Raw genomic sequence first — 17,601 nt, forward strand, 5'->3', positions numbered from 1 at the left:
CAATCGTTGCCGAACACGTGCCGAATGCATCAGTCTTAATACTTAGCCTACGCCAGCTCCCACTGATCTCAAGGTGGGGGCTATTTGACGCTTACGTTGCTCGATTACTGATGATGAAGAGCCGTGTTGTTGATCGTCCTTTGATTATGCTAAAAGAACGGTATGTCAGAGGAGAAATTAATGATGATGAGTATTTGCGAATGAGAAAAGTCATCAATGAAGTGAAATAAGGGAATCTGAAATGGGGGAAATGCCCATTTTTCATTAGTTTAAACTACATACATACGCGTAACATTGCCCAAACAGCAAGCTCTTTGAGGGGTGTTTACTTCGCTGCCACAGCGATTCAACTAGTCTCTGTAATTTTTTGAAGCATGATTTTTCGATACATACCGTTAAACAGGGCGGACGCATCTTCCTCTACCCGAATTGTTTCTCGTACGGTATGATGATTTGTTCGAAATATCGTCCGATGTCCGTGCCCATCATTACTACGATGGGACGAAGGATTTTTTTGGGCCCGGAAACAATAATCGGCAGCTTCTTCACTGGTAGCGGCTTTTTTTTCAACGTTGATATTGCGTTAACAATTGGCGTATATGATCATAATAGAAATAAGCAAATAATTATATTACTATTTACACCGGGTAGGGGAGTGTGGGAGAATGAAACGGGAAGTCAAACGGATATATTTCCTTTGCGGGCAAAATCGGTGCCGAAGTCAGATGGCCGAAGCCTTTGCCAAGTATTATGGCGGGGGCCATGTAGCGGTGGAGAGTGCTGGATTAGATCCTTCCAAAGAAGTGCATCCTTACACCATTGAAGCTATGCGTGAGGTAGGCATCGATCTTTCCCAGCATGTTTGCAAAAAAATTGATATGAAGGTTTTTTTAGCGTCGAATGCGATCGTCAAGCTGTGCGAACAAAATGTGGAACGTTGTCCTATCGTACCGTTCAAGATCATGAACGTTGAGTGGAAGATCCCCGACCCGTTGGCTGTAGACGGCGGCAGCCTGGAAGACGTGAAGAGAGCGCGTGACGAGATTCGGGAGAAAGTGATCGGGTTGTTAAAAGGGATGGACATTCCCGTCGCTTAAAAGGAGTGAAGCAGTTGAGCAAACTAGAAGAAGTTGCGGATGCCCTGAAGCTATTAGGGGATCGGAACAGGCTCACTATCGTAGCCTTGTTGCAGGTGAAGGAACTGTGCGTGTGCGAGATCGTGGATATTTTGAAAACGAGCCAGCCCAATATCAGTCAGCATATGCGGAAGCTGCGGGACGGGGGCTTGGTCAAAGAATCGCGCAGGGGACAGTGGGTTTATTATTCGCTCTGTCTGGAAGACAAGCCTTATATTTTGGATATTCTAAAAGAAATTCCTTCGCAAGCGGCGCTGATTGAGCCTGCTATTTGCGAAACCAATGATTGCTGTACGTAGTTCAGGAGGAAGCATATGGTTTATGTAGCGATTTTCATTTTCTTGGTAACGTTGCTTTTTGTCATTTGGCAACCGAAAGGATTAAATATCGGCTGGTCGGCAAGTGCCGGAGCGATCCTTGCTTTGCTATTTGGCGTGGTCAGCTTCGCGGACGTCGGCACCGTAACAGGCATCGTGTGGAACGCCACCTTGGCATTTGTGGCCATTATTTTAATCTCAGTGGTGCTGGATGAAATCGGATTTTTTGAGTGGGCTGCATTGCATATGGCGCGGCTGGCCCGCGGAAACGGCCTGCTCATGTTTGTATTTATCATCTTGCTGGGATCGGCGGTTGCCGCCTTGTTTGCCAATGATGGCGGGGCCTTGATTATTACCCCGATTGTACTCGCCATGGTCCGGGCACTTAAGTTTGATGAAAAGATGATCCTGCCGTTTATTATGGCCAGTGGGTTTATTGCGGATACGGCATCTTTACCGCTTGTTGTCAGCAACTTGGTGAATATTGTATCCGCCGATTATTTCAACATCGGTTTTGCGGAATACGCGAGCCGCATGATCGTTCCGAATTTCTTTTCCGTCATTGCGAGCCTCATTGTGCTGTATCTGTATTTCCGGAAAAGCATCCCGAATACTTACAATCTCACGCAACTGAAAAGGCCGAAGGAAGCCATTAAGGATATGCGGCTGTTTAAGTTATCTTGGGTCATTTTAGCCGCGCTGCTTGTTGCGTATTTTATCAGCGAATTTTTCTCGATCCCTGTATCCATTATTGCCGGGGTTGCCGCGATTGCCTTTTTGTTCGCGGCGAGAAAAAGCCCTGCGATTCATACCTGGAAACTGGTAAAAGGCGCTCCCTGGGCTGTCGTGATCTTCTCTATCGGCATGTATGTGGTCGTTTATGGCTTGCGCAATGCCGGACTTACGGATGCACTAGGCAGCGTCATTCAAGCGGTCGCAGACCAAGGGTTATTTGTGGCTACCGTAGGTATGGGCTTTATTGCAGCCATCCTGTCGTCCATTATGAACAACATGCCCACGGTCATGATCGATGCGCTGGCCATCCAAGGTACGCAAACCGATGGGTTCATTCGTGAGGCGCTGATCTATGCGAATGTGATCGGTTCGGACTTAGGACCGAAAATTACGCCAATCGGCTCCTTGGCCACGCTACTTTGGCTGCATGTTCTATCCACGAAAAACGTGAAAATCAGATGGGGCTATTATTTTAAAGTCGGCATCCTGTTAACTATTCCCACGTTGTTCATTACGCTCACCGGTCTTTATGTATGGCTTTATGTTCTCCAGACGTTACAGGTGAATGTATGGCTATGTATTGAGGCGATTGTAGTCGTCCTGGTGGTGGTTGCATTGATCATGAAGTCTTTTATTGGAAGTAAACAAGCGAAAAGAGTTCATCAAGGCGATTAACGAATTGAAATCAAAGGAGATTGTTCACCATGGAGAAAAAACCGTTAATTTATTTTTTGTGCACCGGAAATTCTTGCAGAAGCCAAATCGCGGACGGGTTTTTAAACGCGCTAGGCAGCGACAAATATGAAGTCAAAAGCGCAGGTCTTGAAGCACACGGACTGAATCCGCGTGCGGTGCAAGTCATGCAAGAAGCTGGCGTAGATATTAGCAAAAACACCTCCGATGTGATCGATCCGGACATTTTGAATCGCGCCGATTATGTCATTACCTTATGCGGCCACGCCGACGAGCATTGCCCTGTGATCTCCAACAAGAACGTAACGAAATGGCATTGGGGTTTTGATGATCCGGCAAAAGCAACCGGAACGGAAGAGGAAATCATGAACCAGTTCCGCACCGTTCGCGATTCGATTAAGAACCGGATTGAACAATTCGTCAAAGAAGGGAAATGAGGTGGCGAAGATGATCAAACGAATGCATGTTGCTTTAAACTGCACGGAGCTGAACAAGTCTTTGGAGTTCTATCGCGCTTTTTTTGGGGCCGAACCGAGTAAGGTTAAAGATAACTACGCCAAATTCGAGTTAGAAGAACCGGCGCTTCATTTTTCGCTCAATGTACGTCCCTTCGAACAAAAGGGTGTACTGAACCACTTGGGATTTCAAGTGAATAATACGGAAGAAGTGCTGGCCATGGGGGAGAGGCTTCGTCAAAGCGGACTGCTGCTGATTGACGAGATGAATACCACATGCTGCTATGCGGTGCAGGATAAAGTTTGGGTATATGATCCGGACGGCAACGCTTGGGAGATTTTCTACACAAAAGAAGATTCCGAATTCGAATCCGCCGGAGAAGCTAGGGATTTGTCCCTGTGCTGCGCGCCGCCAGCGGCCCCGGTTCCTATTGAGTTTGGATCGCTCAAAAAAGGAGTATAGTCCATGGCGTCTAAAAAAACCTACCATGCTTTGATTCCCGATAAAATTTTCATGGGCGCGGCAACTGATGTGGAATCGATGGTGAAAAATGAAGGTATCGACGTGATCGTGGATCTTCGCGGCGAAGCGACGGAATGCGCCTATCCAGCGGCGAGTGCGAAATGGATTCAAATTCCGTTAGCGGATCATGCCGCTATGCCACAAGAAAAAGCCTTCGAGCAAGCGATCCAGGCCGTCACCGAAGCTTATCATCAAAACAAGAAAGTGGCTTTTCATTGTGGCGGAGGAAAGGGGCGGACCGGTACGGTAGCCGCGGGCACCTTACTTGCTTTGGGATTAAGTGAAACGCTTGACGAAGCCGAGGCCAAGGCGAAGAGCATTCGCACCATCATTGATATTAAACCATCACAGAGAGAATCTTTGCATAAATTATATCCCGATAAATAAGCAAGCCAGGAGACCACTCAGCCGAGTGGTTTTCTTTTTGCATTCTGTCATTTCATCTGAGTCCTCTATTGTATCCTCGCGAAATTCAAAGAACTCACGGATCTGTGTTCGATGGTAAGTGATGGAACGGCCAGTCCAATCGTCCTGGCATACAGTTCTGGATCGGAAAAAATCTGTTTGGCAATTCGAACTTGTGTGTCGGAAAACGGGCCACGTTCTGAAAAAACTTAAATAACATAGCGAATCCAATCTTGGTTTCCCTCGTTTTATATGGTCAGAATCGGAACTATTATATTGGATTAAGTTTATATTTCCTATGAAAAATAGGAAACAATCTATTAAAGCAATCCAAAGTTCCAATGCCAGAAATAATATCGGAACTTTAAGTGAATAATAAAAAAATGTCTTGACTATGTACCATGGTACAGTGTTTACACTTATAACGGGGTGGTGAATCATGAAATATCGTTCAGGAGACATATCCAAATTATGTAGTGTGAATAAAGAAACGCTCAGATACTACGAACGAAAAGGTCTGATTGCTGAACCTGTAAGGTCGGATGCAGGCTACAGGCTTTATCCGGAAGATTCGATAAACCGAATCAAATTCATTAAACGTATTCAGGAGCTTGGTTTTACGTTATCTGAAATAAATAAATTGCTCGGCGTCGTTGATAAAGACGATGTGAGATGTGCAGATATGAATGACTTCGTTGTGCAAAAGTTGCGGGAAGTTCAGTTTAAAATCAGAGATCTGCAACGAATCGAAACGATGCTAAAGGATTTACAAATTCGCTGTCCAGATGAGAAGGCCATTCATGATTGCCCAATTATCGAAGCGCTTATTGACAATGATCAAGAGGAAAAGGAGGGAATTCAGTGAAAGAAAATGTCAAAAAAGTTGGATGGGGCTTTTTAGCTTTGCTCTCATGTCCTTGTCATCTGGTTTTGATACTGCCTCTGCTAGCTGGAACAACGCTTGGTGCATATTTTAGCGCCTATCAAACAATCGGAAGCGTTATTTTGGCCGTTATATTTGTGATTTCCATTTTGATGATGTTCAAACAAGCAAATAAGCAAGCGAAAACAGATACAGCACACGATTGTTGCTCGGTTCCACCGCGAAAACGAGGGGAATGAATTTGAGAGAAAAACTAACGAGCTGGGGAGCGGTTTTATCGGCTTTTCTCATGTCTAGCTGCTGCCTTGGTCCCTCATTGCTCTTGGCTCATGATTAATTTGCAAATTCTATAGTAGAGGCTGGTGTTGGTCGATGAAAAAATACCGAATGTATGTGCAAGGGATGACTTGTAGCGGCTGTGAAAAGCACGTTGCAACTGCACTTGAAGGCATTGGAGCTGTTAATATTGAGGCGAGTTTTCGCCGCAATGAAGCCACGTTTGAATTGCCTGACGATGTGGATATTAATACAGCCCAAAAAGCCATTAACGAAACGAGATATCAACCCGGAGATGCGCAAGTGCTTGAATCCCATGATGCTCCGGTTATGGGTAATGAGGGCGATTATGATTTTCTGATCATCGGTTCCGGTGGAGCAGCATTTGCTGCCGCAATACAAGCGGTAGAACATGGAGCAAAGGTAGCTATGATCGAGCGGGGAACCGTAGGCGGTACGTGCGTCAACATTGGCTGCATACCATCCAAAACCCTGCTTCGTGCCGGTGAAATCAATCATTTGGCCAAAATCAACCCTTTTTTTGGACTCGCTACATCCGCAAAAACGGTCGATTTGGAGCAGTTGGTAAAACAAAAAGATGAATTGGTAGCTGAGATGCGTGAACAAAAGTATGAACATTTAATTGGAGAGTACGGATTTGAGCTTATTCGCGGTGAAGCCAAATTCATTGATGAAAAAACAGTTGAGGTGGGTGGTCGAAAGCTTACCGCAAAGCGATTTTTAATCGCGACAGGTGCCCGACCTTCCGTTCCAGATATTCCAGGATTAAAAGACGTTCATTATTTAACAAGTACGTCACTACTCGACCTTAAACATTTACCTAAAACACTTTCTGTAATTGGTTCTGGTTATATTGCTATGGAATTAGGTCAGCTGTTTCATAATTTAGGGTCAGAAGTAACGCTCTTGCAGAGAAGTCCACGCATTTTAAAAGAATATGACCCAGAAATTTCCGAAGCAGTAACAAAGGCAATGACGGAGCAAGGTATTACCTTGATTACCGGCGTCACGTATGAGCGGATTGAAGCAAACGGCAACGTAAAGCAAGTTCATATTTCCGTTAATGGCGAAAAGAAAGTCATCAAAGCAGAGCAGCTACTTATTGCAACTGGCAGAAAACCAAATACCGAAGCCCTGGATCTGTCTGCCGCAAATGTAAAAGTAGGCGCAAAAGGTGAAATCGTGGTTGATGATCTTTTAAAAACTTCAAACCCCAGAATTTATGCTGCAGGAGATGTAACGATGGGGCCGCAATTTGTGTATGTGGCAGCTTATGAAGGTCGCATCGCGGCGGATAATGCCATTGGTAGCTTAGAGAAAAAAGTAAATCTTGAAGCTGTTCCTGGTGTTACGTTCACTTCACCATCGATTGCAACCGTAGGACTTACGGAAGAACAAGCCAAAGCAAAAGGGTATGAAGTGATAACGTCTGTGCTGCCTCTGGATTCAGTGCCTAGAGCACTTGTAAATCGCGAAACAACAGGCGTATTTAAATTGGTAGCTGACTCCAAGTCGTTAAAACTGCTTGGTGTTCATATTGTCTCTGAAAACGCCGGAGATGTGATTTACGCCGCTACACTTGCAGTCAAGTTCGGTTTAACTGTTGAGGATCTACGCGAAAGCTTAGCACCATATTTAACGATGGCTGAAGGATTAAAACTCGCAGCTCTTACATTCAATAAAGACGTATCAAAATTGTCATGTTGTGCTGGATAAAATAAATGACGTGTTGATAAATCAACCGTTAAGTTATATGTCTTAACCTTTCTACAGGTAATGAAATGAAAGCCAGTCAAACACATTAAGTTAGTGTTTAGCTGGTTTTTCGTTTCTGATACAAACTCCATTTATTTACATGTGTTTGCGGGTGGTCAGCTACGATGGTACTAAACCCCTTTTTGTGATTAATGTATTTGCAATTTGCAAATAATTATTGTATAACTAATTTATGAGGTGAAACCACAGTGGAAAATGTACGCGAACTATTTCAAATCATGACACGCCGTTTTGGGTTTCTCAATAAAAATTGCTGCTCCGCCGGTGGCTGCGATATTTCCTTAGTGCAAAGCCATATTCTTTACGAGATCGATCGTCAGCATCAACCGTCCATTCAGCAGGTAGCCGAGGCGTTAGGAACCGATATAACGACCTTTAGCCGACAAATCCAATCGTTAATCAAAATGAACTTAGTGAAAAAATCGCCCGATCCCAACGACCGAAGGGTATATGTGCTTTCTCTCACGACAGAAGGCAAATATGTGGCCACAACGATTGACCAGCAATGTAACGCTTATTTAGCAGAGATTTTCTCTCACATGAACGATTTTGAAAAAGAAACGGTCATTCGCTCCATTAAGCTTTTGAATGAAGCGATGTCAAAATCCAGCCTATGCTGTTCCACCCCCATCGGGTGATGGTTTCTTTTCTCTTATACTTGCAATTTGCAAATAAATCGGAGGATGTTGGGTATGAATGAGGTATTGGATACGATTGTCATTGGAGGGGGGCAGGCGGGGCTTGCATCCGGCTATCATCTTCAGAAGAAAGGACTTCGATTTCTGATTTTGGATGCGGGTGACGAGGCGGGGGGCTCGTGGCCGCGTTATTACGATAGTCTCAAACTGTTCTCTCCAGCACGTTTCTCGTCGCTGCCAGGCATGAAGTTCCCCGGCGATCCGAATGGCTATCCCAAGCGTGATGAAGTCATTCGTTATTTACAGGATTACCGGGCAAAATTTCAATTGCCGGTCCGAACCAATCAGCGCGTAGCATCGGTCGAAAGGGATGGAGAAGGGTTTACGGTTCGTACGATGGTAGGGGATACGTTTCGGGCGCGCACCATCATTAATGCGACCGGCTCCTTTCACAATCCCTATACGCCAGTTGTGCCGGGGCAGGAGGCGTTTCAAGGCCGCACACTTCATTCCTCCGAATACCGGAATCCGGAGCCATTTCGCAATCAACGCGTAGTGGTGGTCGGGCGCGGCAATTCTGCCGTACAGATCGGTGTTGAGCTGGCCGAGGTGAGCAAGACGTCTTTAGCGGTACTCCGGCCGGTCCAATTCATGAAATCGAGGCTGTTGGGTCAGGATGTGCATTTTTGGATCAAACTGATTGGGTTTGACACCTTTCCATTTTGGCGGTTCGGGAAAACCGCGCCGAGTTCAAGTGCGGTGAACGATTCGGGCGGGTACAAAGAAAAAGTAGCGGCAGGAAAACCGGATCAACAACCGATGTTCACATCCTTTTATGAGGATGGCGTCATTTGGCCGAACGGGACAAAAGAGCCGGTGGATACGGTGATCTTTGCGACAGGCTACCGGCCGCATCTTCCCTACCTTCAAGCGATTGGCGCGCTGGATGCGGAAGGAAGGCCGTTACATCAAGCAGGCATAAGCGACGTTCCGGGGCTTTATTATGTGGGGCTGGAAGGGCAGCGTTCCTTTGCTTCTGCTACCTTAAGGGGGGTGGGGCCGGACGCGCAGTTTGTTGTGAAAAAGCTCTTGCATCATCTTAAACACTGATGCTTACATTTTTTGATAAAAGGATGGGACCGACTTGAACCTCAATTGGTTTGCTGCGGAAATGCTCATGAAACAACGCCAAAGGGAAATTGAACGATCGGCTAGGGAAGCGTGGAAATGGTCAGACGTTATGCGAAAGCAATCGGTCCGATTCTTTAGTAGGCGGCCAATCATTCGTGCAACACCAACGGCTTGCTGCGCTGCGAGCTGCTGTTGATTGTATAAAAAACTAAGGAGTGATCTTTCATGAATCAAGTGAGTAATGATCAAATTCGTCAAAACGTTCGGAATCGGTATAAAGAAATCGCCTTACAGGACGTAGGGGCAGGGTCCTGTTGTACGCCAGCGCCAGCTAATGCTTGCTGCGAGTCGCCCGCGGACGTTTCCGCTAAAATGGGCTACTCGTCAGAAGAACTGACAGCCGTTCCGGATGGGGCGAACCTGGGCCTCGGCTGTGGCAATCCGCAAGCCATTGCCGCTTTGCAACCGGGAGAAGTCGTGCTGGACCTGGGCAGCGGCGGCGGGTTTGATTGCTTTCTTGCCTCCCGTCAGGTCGGCGCCTCTGGCCGCGTCATTGGTGTGGATATGACACCGGAAATGGTCAGCCGCGCCCGCGAAAATGCCAGCAAAAGCGGATTTACCAATACGGAATTTCGGCTGGGCGAGATCGAGCATCTGCCGGTTCAGGACCATTCGGTTGACGTAATTATTTCAAACTGTGTCATTAATCTGTCCCCATCGAAGCAGCAGGTTTTTGACGAGGCGTTCCGTGTGCTGCGTAACGGCGGCAGACTGGCCATATCGGATGTCGTGGCAACAGCCGATTTTCCGGATGAAATCAAGCAGGATATCGACCGTATCTATTCAGGGTGTATTTCAGGAGCTTCCTCCATCAGCGAACTGGAAGCCATGCTTGCGCAAAGCGGTTTTACCCAAATTGAGATCGAACCTAAAGACGAATCCCGCACGTTCATCAAGGATTGGATTCCTGACGCAAATGTCGAACAATACCTAGTGTCCGCCGCGATACGTGCCATCAAGCCTTGAGCCATGACGGGCCGAGCTGTTGCAGCTCGTGTTGAGCCGAACAAGCATAAATAAGAAGGCGCTGCCGGTTAGCTGGCAGCGCCTTCGCCTTTGCAACGTATAGCTGCGCTTTGCGGTTTATACCCTATATATTTCGCATCCCCTTTATAAGGAAATATTGCGAAGCTGACCATCAATATGTTTGGTTCCATACAGCGGCGGTATTTTGCCTTCCTCCAGAATCGTGCGCGGACGGACACCACGTTTTAAATTCGGTTTCTTTATCACCTGGATATGCCAAGGTGTACAATGGCGTTATCAAAATCTCCGTATATGGTCCAATGCCGTATCCTTTCCACCGAGGGGGCAGCATGTCAGTTCCTTCACACTTTTTTGAGCTACTTATTCGGAACTTATGATTTTTTCAAGTCGAACAAATAATCAAATATGTATTTGAATATTTCGAGAGGTTTGGTGTATTATAATAATCAAATTAACATTTGATTGTTTTAGGGGGCAAAGAATCGACTATGAATAACTCTTGGAACAAAGTGATTTATCGGTTCTGGGCTCCTTTCTATGATTATTTCTTTAATTCTGGCCCTTTTTTAAACGCCCGGAAAAAGATTTTTGAGAACCTCGACATTAAGTCGAAAAGCAAAATTCTTTTTGTAGGCGTCGGTACGGGAGCAGACTTGCAGTTCATTATGGGCAAAGATATTTCTGTTACTGCAATCGACTTGTCATCCGAAATGCTTGATAAAGCAAGAAATAAATATGATGCACCAAACTTTACGTTCACAGAAATGGATGCGCAAGATTTGACCTTTTCTCCGGAATCGTTCGATATGGTCATTGCGAATCTGATCCTATCTGTCGTACCCGATCCGGATCAATGTTTTCAAGAAATGATTCGGGTTACTGGATCTGGGGGACGCATAGTCATTTTCGATAAATTTGCCCCTCCCTCGCAGGAATTGTCCGTAATTAAGAAATTCCTCCGTCCCGTCGTAGCATTGATGGGGACGGACATTGGCCGTCATTTTGAACAAGTCGTAAAACCATACGGAAACCATATTCGAGTGGAGGAAGATGAGTCTGCCTTATTTAACGGTATGTATCGGAAAATCATACTTCGTAAAATCCAAGCTTAAACTACTGGCAAGATGGCCGGATAGAGGATGAAAGATTGATAAACGAGACAATAGAGATTTTATACCAGCCCTGAAATTTCACTGGCTTACATCATTTTATGCAATGAGGGAGTCTATCTTCAAGAACAAATTAATTAGACAAATTCAAGTTGATTCGGGGCAGCGGTGGTTCTGGGGGTTATTGTTGCAGCTATACGAGCCGCGCAGCTCGGCAAGAAAGTGTTGCTGGTGGATAATCGGGACTCGGAGGTGTATGTCTCAAAGTTGCCCTTGGCCATCCCATTCATATTTAGTTTTGTTTGCCTTTGACAAAACAATGGCGCAAGCATAATATAATAATCAAATGAATATTAGATTGAGGTGATGGGAATTGAAGAACCAAGATACATGCGAGATCTTTTGTTATGACGAGGATAAGGTCAATCGAGTCCGGAAAAAATTAAGCAAAAATGATTTTCAGGATATGGCGCAAATCTTTAAGGTGCTTGCAGACCATACGCGGCTAAAGGTTGCTTATGCCCTGTGCGATGAAGACGAGTTATGCGTCTGTGATGTGGCCAATATCATCGGCTCCACGATGGCGACGGCTTCCCATCACTTACGGCTGCTGCGGAACATGGGCATTGCGAATTATCGGAAGGAAGGGAAGCTCGTTTTTTATTCATTGGGGGATGAGCAGCTTAAACAAATGATAAGGCTCGCCATTGAGCATCAAAAGGAGGTTGTTGGCGTTGAATAAAGTGGCTGAACCCTTAGAGAACAAAAACGTGTACCGCGTTGAAGGATTTACATGCGCGAATTGTGCCGGGAAATTTGAGAATAATGTCAAGCAATTGCCAGGCGTTCAAGATGCGAAAGTGAACTTTGGCGCTTCAAAAATTGCCGTTTTCGGTGAAACCACTGTTGAGGAACTGGAGAAAGCCGGTGCATTTGAGAATCTTAAAGTCATCCCTGAAAAACCGGTACGGGTGGCAAAACCGGAAGTGGACGAGGAAAAAAACGTATTCAACGTTCAAGGATTTACATGTGCGAATTGTGCCGGGAAGTTTGAAAATAACGTGAAGCAGCTTCCAGGGGTTCGGGATGCGAAAGTGAATTTCGGGGCTTCGAAAATCGCAATATATGGTAATGCCTCCATTGAAGAACTGGAGAAAGCTGGTGCGTTTGAAAATTTAAAAGTGACCCCGGAAAAAGTAGCACGGGAAGCGAAACCAGAAGGCATCAAAGAAGTGAAAGAACCGTTTTACAAAAAACATAGCACATTGTTGAATGCAGTCTTATTGGTGGTTTTCGGATATATTTCTCAATATGTAAATGGGGAAGAAAACCTAATCACTTCTCTGTTATTTGCAGCCTCTATTGTGATCGGGGGATTCTCGCTCTTTAAAGTCGGTTTTCAAAACTTGATACGATTTGAATTTGACATGAAGACACTCATGACAGTTGCCATAATCGGAGCTGCGATCATTGGGGAATGGGCCGAAGGTGCAATTGTGGTTATCCTCTTTGCAATCAGTGAAGCGTTGGAACGCTTCTCGATGGATCGGGCTAGACAATCGATTCGTTCCTTAATGGACATTGCACCGAAAGAAGCACTCGTTAGGCGTAACGGACAAGAAATGATGGTCAATGTCGATGACATCGCCGTTGGTGATATCATGATTGTGAAGCCCGGTCAAAAGATTGCCATGGATGGTGTGGTGGTCAGCGGCAACTCTGCCGTCAATCAGGCCGCGATCACCGGTGAGTCCGTTCCCGTTGGCAAAACGGTGGATGATGAGGTTTTTGCGGGGACATTAAATGAAGAAGGCCTCCTTGAAGTCAAAGTAACCAAGTTGGTCGATGATACGACCATCGCGAAGATCATACACCTGGTTGAGGAAGCACAGGGAGAACGTGCGCCATCCCAAGCCTTTGTCGATAAGTTTGCGAAATATTACACGCCGATCATTATGGTCATTGCCGCATTAGTCGCGATACTTCCGCCACTTTTCTTTGATGGAAGCTGGGCTACCTGGGTTTATCAAGGCTTATCCGTTCTTGTAGTTGGTTGTCCTTGCGCACTCGTGATTTCCACTCCAATTTCCATGGTATCTGCAATCGGAAATGCAGCGAAAAATGGCGTACTTGTCAAAGGCGGTATTTACCTCGAAGAAATGGGGGCCATAAAGGCTATTGCGTTTGATAAAACCGGCACACTCACCAAAGGAGTACCGGTTGTAACGGATTTCAACGTATTCAGCCAAAAAACAAATAATAAAGAATTGCTTTCCATCATTACTGCATTAGAGTACCGTTCGCAGCATCCTCTAGCTTCGGCGATTATGAAGAAAGCGGAACAGGAACATATATCTTATTCCGACGTCGTGGTTGATGACTTTTCTTCCATCACTGGTAAAGGAATTAAAGGTACGGTTAACGGAACCATCTATTACATTGGTAATCCGAAACTCTTTAAAGAATTAGCTACTGCTCATTTTAGTAACGAGCAAGAACAACTGGTGACTACACTGCAAAGTCAAGGAAAAACGGCTATGGTTGTCGGAACGGACAAAGACATTCTCGCGGTGATCGCGGTAGCCGATGAAGTACGTGAATCCAGTAAAGAAATTATTCAAAGGCTGCATCAGCTCGGGATCAAGAAAACGATCATGCTTACCGGTGATAACAAAGGTACCGCAAATGCGATCGCCGGACATGTTGGCGTATCGGATGTGCAGGCCGAATTGATGCCACAGGATAAATTAGACTTTATTAAACAGCTCCGAGCCGATTACGTCAATGTCGCCATGGTTGGCGATGGTGTCAACGATGCTCCAGCACTTGCAGCTTCTACGGTTGGGATTGCCATGGGCGGAGCCGGTACGGATACAGCTCTTGAAACGGCAGATGTAGCTTTAATGGGAGACGATTTAAGGAAACTTCCATTCGCAATCAAATTAAGCCGTAGAGCTTTAAATATCATTAAGCAAAACATTACCTTTGCGCTGGCCATTAAATTGATTGCTTTACTGCTCGTCATCCCGGGTTGGTTAACGCTTTGGATTGCTATCCTTTCCGATATGGGAGCAACGCTTCTGGTTGCGTTAAACGGTTTGCGACTGATGAGAGTCAAGGAATAAAGGGCATAAAACTAAACATTCAGTTGAGTTAGGGGGGGACGAATAGTTGGATAAAAAGCGAAGGCGCTGCCGGTTAGTCTGGTAGCGCCTTCGTCATTGCGCGTGTAGCCGCGCCTTTGGTTTATAATCCATTTTATTTCGCATCCTGCTTAAAAGAAAGAATGCGAAGTGTTGGTTGTCCATCAATATGTTTGGTTCCGTACAGCGGCGGTGTCTTGCCTTCCTCCAGGATGGTGCGCGGACACCACGTTTTAAATTCCGTTTCTTCTCGTCTGGATATGCCAAGGTGTACGATGGCGTTATCAAAACCGCCGTATATGAGTAATTCTGCCCCTAATTTATGAAATTTAATCATGGCTGTGTCGGATGTGAGGATGCGGGGAATGGCGAGAAAATAAATCCATTTTCCTTTCAGACTGTTAAAGTTCGGTTTGCCTGCGCGGGACCGCATATGTTCCCGGTCAATCGTGCCGTTTTTGATGTTGTCCCAGCCTTCCGGCCCCCGGTACAATTTCAAATCTTGAGGCCGTATTTTGCCCGCGACCATCTTTTCTAATCCCAGCAGGTGACAGAAGTTGTCCTTTTCGAAGTGCAGCTTAACAGGTTCATGGTTCTCCAGTTCATATGTAAACGTATAAGGGAGAAGATACTGCTCATATAACTGCTGAAGCACTTGAAGGCTAATATCCGCAATCAAGGGTTTGGTCGTTCGGGCAACTAATTGTTCGAGTGTTAGCGTCATGGAATCATGTCTCCTTGCACAAAAAAAGCTCTGATGTATCCACATCAGAGCCGCCTTGTTAAGCTGATGGGTAGCAAAAACAGTCGGTAAACACGGAGATTATGGTCCCCCCGGCGGGGAACACCACGCTACCCGGTGGTGCGGATCGCTGGCGATCCCTATATATAAGTGTTTCCTAATTGCTGAAAATCCATATCATTCGGCAACACAAACGGTCGGTAAACACGGAAATTATGGTCCCCCCGGCAGGGAACACCACGTTGCCCATGGTGCGAGCTTACGCTCCGATTACTTTATCTTGCCTGTATATTATACAACGGAAACCCGGATTGTGCAACGGACAGTTGGGATAGAGCGAAATCGTACCGATCTATTGGAGTAGCGAGGGAGTGAAGTCAGTAGGGGGATTTTTCTTAGCACCGGGGGCAAAGCCATGTCCGAAATTGAACAGGGCAGCATCCCTTTAGTGTTTCAACATTTCACGCAAAACCCGAAAGGCTCGTTCCTGATCCTGCACGTTCTGCTCTTTGAGGAGCATCACGGATTGCCATATCCATTCATCCTGTTTTAGATGCTCAAACGGATCGCGCTCACTGAACAGGGCATATACGTTTATATGTAGCGCATCGGCTATTTTTTCCAAGGTTTGAAGCTGTATGTTTTGTTCGCCGCGTTCGACGCGGCCGATATAGGTTCCTTGCGATTCTAGCACTTCCGCCAATTGCTCTTGGGTCCAACCCCTCAATGTGCGGTAGTGCCGTATCTGCTCCCCTATCGTTTTGGCTAGATGACTCACGTTGGTCGTTCACCTCTTTCTACTAAGAAGTGTAGACCAACGATATGATGTGCTTGGAGAGTATCAAAAGTTCAAATATACAAAATATAATTGAACTCACGGGTTCTTTTGGTGTATACTTTCCACATCTTGGGATTTTAAACGCGCCCTCATTTCCTCATTGGGACCGGAACATTTCTCGTGCGATATTGAGTACCTTTTTACGATCCAATGGGTCACGGCTCATTAAAAGAGCCAACATTTCAATAATGGTTTCATCCTCCGGTCCGTCGAGCTGTAGCATCCGGAACAAGTCGGTTCGACAAGCTTCTGCTATTCGATCTAGGGTTTGAATGGTTACGTTACGCTGTCCGCGTTCCAGGGAGCTGATATAGGTATAGCTGGTTCCGATCAGCTCGGCCAATTCCTCTTGCGTCAAGTCCTGGCTTAATCGGGTATGCCGGACAGCATTGCCAACCCGTTGCAGTGTTGTATATCCCAAGGTCGTTACACTCCTTTCTTTCCTTTTGAGTGTAAGCAACTTGGGCCTAACTATGCAGATGATTAAAAGATAAGTTTTTAACCATATATTTATCGTATAAGATAAAATGTAGTATATAATATGCTTTTTCACTTATGATTTGTAACTTAAAAGATAATCGGAGGAGATCATGTGGAATATCCTGGTTCCAAACTTGACGAAACCGGCAGACATGCTCTTGCCGCTGCTATTGTTGACGATCCTGCTGTTTTTCGCGATTTGGCAGGAGGGGGAGGCAAAGGCGAAGCGGCAAAAAGATGGGAAGTGAAGGCGTCCGATGACGAAGACCGCTCATACCTAAATGTTTGGGGCTTCTACCGGACTTTGCCTCGGCCGCGTTCGGTTTGGATAGAGGTAGAAGAGGAACCGATCGCTTGGTACTGGAAGCTGTGGGGTTATGGCGGTATGGCTGTCGTTTATTCCGGCTTTGTTGGTTATATTGTGCTTACCTTATGCGCCATGATCTACTACGCTTATCAATTCGTTTCGTTTGCGCTTTAGGAGGGACAGGCGATGTTTTCCGAACTATTTTTCAACATGTCTCCTGCCGGAAGAGTTGCTTTTTTCGTCCTCGGTGTCATCTGTTTTATCTTGTTGTACGTCCTGGACCGGCAGGCAGTGAAACGCCGGGAGCAAGAGGGGCGAGATTCGCAGCCTCCTTCTAAATTAGACTAATCCGGATGGTCCGGACACGGCCGTTCAATGCTTCGACGAATAGATCGTGCGCCAACGGATCGCAGCTCGCTCCGGAAGGCCGGTGACTTGGAGTAGACGCATAGGGTTGCTAACGGCCACCGGCATACCGTTATGGGAGGCTTTGCGTCCAATGCCGCACCAGGGGGCGGTTTTGTCATTTCCGGCTGTTCTACCCTTTTTTGAGCTTCGGCCTTGCGCTGTGGCTCTTTTTTTGTTTCACAGCTTTATGCGGTTCACGTTTGGCATGAAGCGAATCGTTCGGCTTTTTTGCGGAATGGATCTTCTGCAGCCGGAAAGACCTGCGTGGATCTCGGCGGAAAGCCGAACGTTTTTTTGTGGCCATTGGATCCAAAAACATCAAAATCCGAATGAAGGAAACCGGTTCCCCCGGTTCACCGGCCCTAAATCCCAAGCGACCCCGGAAAGACGCCGGGTTCCATTGGGATTTTTAACGGGCCTCGCAGGGAAGCAAAAGCGTTTCTCTGGGTAACGCTCGATCCATGATGGGCGCTCTCGCTTACGCTGCCGCACCCATCATGGCTCTACGGGGCAGGGCGGCACCATGATTCCATTTCGC

The 17,601-nt window shown here is 46.2% G+C and carries 20 protein-coding genes; 17 read left to right on the plus strand and 3 right to left on the minus strand.

Going from position 1 to position 17,601, the window contains the following annotated elements:
• From B0G52_RS33550 to B0G52_RS33625, 16 genes are all read left to right on the plus strand, one after another.
• The coding region (locus B0G52_RS33550) for an SHOCT domain-containing protein (RefSeq protein ID WP_094050804.1) at positions 1 to 230 on the plus strand (230 nt) is incomplete at its 5' end.
• Between the two features lie 435 nt (positions 231 to 665).
• On the plus strand, positions 666 to 1,097 hold the full coding sequence (locus tag B0G52_RS33555; RefSeq protein ID WP_094050805.1) for an arsenate reductase ArsC: 432 nt from the start codon (positions 666 to 668) through the stop codon (positions 1,095 to 1,097).
• 14 nt (positions 1,098 to 1,111) lie between these two features.
• Positions 1,112 to 1,435 (plus strand): ArsR/SmtB family transcription factor, encoded by a 324-nt coding sequence (locus B0G52_RS33560; RefSeq protein ID WP_094050806.1) that lies wholly within the window; start codon positions 1,112 to 1,114, stop codon positions 1,433 to 1,435.
• 15 nt (positions 1,436 to 1,450) lie between these two features.
• Positions 1,451 to 2,863: an arsenic transporter gene (locus B0G52_RS33565; protein WP_094050807.1), complete on the plus strand. Its 1,413-nt coding sequence runs from the start codon at positions 1,451 to 1,453 to the stop codon at positions 2,861 to 2,863.
• Between the two features lie 29 nt (positions 2,864 to 2,892).
• Positions 2,893 to 3,318 (plus strand): arsenate reductase (thioredoxin), encoded by a 426-nt coding sequence (gene arsC / locus B0G52_RS33570; protein ID WP_094050808.1) that lies wholly within the window; start codon positions 2,893 to 2,895, stop codon positions 3,316 to 3,318.
• Between the two features lie 10 nt (positions 3,319 to 3,328).
• A complete protein-coding gene (locus B0G52_RS33575; RefSeq protein WP_094050858.1) occupies positions 3,329 to 3,799 on the plus strand; it encodes an ArsI/CadI family heavy metal resistance metalloenzyme in 471 nt (156 codons plus the stop codon).
• A gap of 3 nt (positions 3,800 to 3,802) precedes the next feature.
• Positions 3,803 to 4,246 (plus strand): protein-tyrosine phosphatase family protein, encoded by a 444-nt coding sequence (locus tag B0G52_RS33580; protein ID WP_094050809.1) that lies wholly within the window; start codon positions 3,803 to 3,805, stop codon positions 4,244 to 4,246.
• Positions 4,247 to 4,703: 457 nt separating this feature from the next.
• Complete coding sequence (merR, locus tag B0G52_RS33585) at positions 4,704 to 5,129, plus strand: mercury resistance transcriptional regulator MerR (protein WP_094050810.1); 426 nt, start codon at positions 4,704 to 4,706, stop codon at positions 5,127 to 5,129.
• Complete coding sequence (locus B0G52_RS33590) at positions 5,126 to 5,386, plus strand: hypothetical protein (RefSeq protein ID WP_094050811.1); 261 nt, start codon at positions 5,126 to 5,128, stop codon at positions 5,384 to 5,386. The genes merR and B0G52_RS33590 overlap by 4 nt, the downstream gene beginning before the upstream one ends.
• A gap of 133 nt (positions 5,387 to 5,519) precedes the next feature.
• On the plus strand, positions 5,520 to 7,160 hold the full coding sequence (gene merA / locus B0G52_RS33595; protein WP_094050812.1) for a mercury(II) reductase: 1,641 nt from the start codon (positions 5,520 to 5,522) through the stop codon (positions 7,158 to 7,160).
• Positions 7,161 to 7,408: 248 nt separating this feature from the next.
• Positions 7,409 to 7,858, plus strand: a complete 450-nt coding sequence (locus B0G52_RS33600; protein WP_094050813.1) for a MarR family winged helix-turn-helix transcriptional regulator — start codon at positions 7,409 to 7,411, stop codon at positions 7,856 to 7,858.
• 54 nt (positions 7,859 to 7,912) lie between these two features.
• Positions 7,913 to 8,968 (plus strand): flavin-containing monooxygenase, encoded by a 1,056-nt coding sequence (locus B0G52_RS33605; protein ID WP_094050814.1) that lies wholly within the window; start codon positions 7,913 to 7,915, stop codon positions 8,966 to 8,968.
• A 246-nt stretch (positions 8,969 to 9,214) separates the two neighbouring features.
• The gene (locus B0G52_RS33610; protein WP_094050815.1) at positions 9,215 to 10,015 is read left to right on the plus strand and encodes an arsenite methyltransferase; all 801 of its coding nucleotides are present in this window, start codon (positions 9,215 to 9,217) and stop codon (positions 10,013 to 10,015) included.
• 509 nt (positions 10,016 to 10,524) lie between these two features.
• On the plus strand, positions 10,525 to 11,148 hold the full coding sequence (locus B0G52_RS33615) for a class I SAM-dependent methyltransferase (protein WP_094050816.1): 624 nt from the start codon (positions 10,525 to 10,527) through the stop codon (positions 11,146 to 11,148).
• A 370-nt stretch (positions 11,149 to 11,518) separates the two neighbouring features.
• Positions 11,519 to 11,887, plus strand: a complete 369-nt coding sequence (locus B0G52_RS33620; RefSeq protein WP_094050817.1) for an ArsR/SmtB family transcription factor — start codon at positions 11,519 to 11,521, stop codon at positions 11,885 to 11,887.
• Positions 11,880 to 14,270, plus strand: coding sequence for a heavy metal translocating P-type ATPase (locus B0G52_RS33625; protein ID WP_094050818.1), 2,391 nt, complete (start codon positions 11,880 to 11,882; stop codon positions 14,268 to 14,270). The genes B0G52_RS33620 and B0G52_RS33625 overlap by 8 nt, the downstream gene beginning before the upstream one ends.
• Positions 14,271 to 14,403: 133 nt before the next feature.
• On the opposite strand, the gene B0G52_RS33630 is transcribed toward B0G52_RS33625, so the two are convergent.
• The 3 genes from B0G52_RS33630 to B0G52_RS33640 form a co-directional block, all read right to left on the minus strand.
• On the minus strand, positions 14,404 to 15,012 hold the full coding sequence (locus tag B0G52_RS33630) for a PBECR4 domain-containing protein (protein WP_094050819.1): 609 nt from the start codon (positions 15,010 to 15,012) through the stop codon (positions 14,404 to 14,406).
• Between the two features lie 463 nt (positions 15,013 to 15,475).
• Complete coding sequence (locus B0G52_RS33635) at positions 15,476 to 15,808, minus strand: helix-turn-helix domain-containing protein (RefSeq protein ID WP_021624032.1); 333 nt, start codon at positions 15,806 to 15,808, stop codon at positions 15,476 to 15,478.
• A gap of 157 nt (positions 15,809 to 15,965) precedes the next feature.
• Entirely contained in the window at positions 15,966 to 16,289 is a 324-nt protein-coding gene (locus B0G52_RS33640; RefSeq protein WP_158223989.1) for a helix-turn-helix domain-containing protein, read from the minus strand.
• 171 nt (positions 16,290 to 16,460) lie between these two features.
• Between B0G52_RS33640 and B0G52_RS35445 the strand changes: the two genes are divergently transcribed.
• Positions 16,461 to 16,829, plus strand: a complete 369-nt coding sequence (locus tag B0G52_RS35445) for a hypothetical protein (RefSeq protein ID WP_143762685.1) — start codon at positions 16,461 to 16,463, stop codon at positions 16,827 to 16,829.
• Positions 16,830 to 17,601: the final 772 nt, after the last annotated feature.

Origin of the sequence: Cohnella sp. SGD-V74 (genome assembly GCF_003001675.1) — a bacterium.
In the GTDB taxonomy this organism is placed as follows: Bacteria; Bacillota; Bacilli; order Paenibacillales; family Paenibacillaceae; genus Cohnella.

Bases quoted from the DNA above. Each gene is read 5' to 3' on its own strand.
- B0G52_RS33555 (WP_094050805.1), top strand. From the start codon at position 666: ATGAAACGGGAAGTCAAACGGATATATTTCCTTTGCGGGCAAAATCGG.
- B0G52_RS33565 (WP_094050807.1), top strand. From the start codon at position 1,451: ATGGTTTATGTAGCGATTTTCATTTTCTTGGTAACGTTGCTTTTTGTC.
- arsC (WP_094050808.1), top strand. From the start codon at position 2,893: ATGGAGAAAAAACCGTTAATTTATTTTTTGTGCACCGGAAATTCTTGC.
- B0G52_RS33575 (WP_094050858.1), top strand. From the start codon at position 3,329: ATGATCAAACGAATGCATGTTGCTTTAAACTGCACGGAGCTGAACAAG.
- B0G52_RS33580 (WP_094050809.1), top strand. From the start codon at position 3,803: ATGGCGTCTAAAAAAACCTACCATGCTTTGATTCCCGATAAAATTTTC.
- merR (WP_094050810.1), top strand. From the start codon at position 4,704: ATGAAATATCGTTCAGGAGACATATCCAAATTATGTAGTGTGAATAAA.
- merA (WP_094050812.1), top strand. From the start codon at position 5,520: ATGAAAAAATACCGAATGTATGTGCAAGGGATGACTTGTAGCGGCTGT.
- B0G52_RS33605 (WP_094050814.1), top strand. From the start codon at position 7,913: ATGAATGAGGTATTGGATACGATTGTCATTGGAGGGGGGCAGGCGGGG.
- B0G52_RS33610 (WP_094050815.1), top strand. From the start codon at position 9,215: ATGAATCAAGTGAGTAATGATCAAATTCGTCAAAACGTTCGGAATCGG.
- B0G52_RS33615 (WP_094050816.1), top strand. From the start codon at position 10,525: ATGAATAACTCTTGGAACAAAGTGATTTATCGGTTCTGGGCTCCTTTC.
- B0G52_RS33630 (WP_094050819.1), bottom strand. From the start codon at position 15,012: ATGACGCTAACACTCGAACAATTAGTTGCCCGAACGACCAAACCCTTG.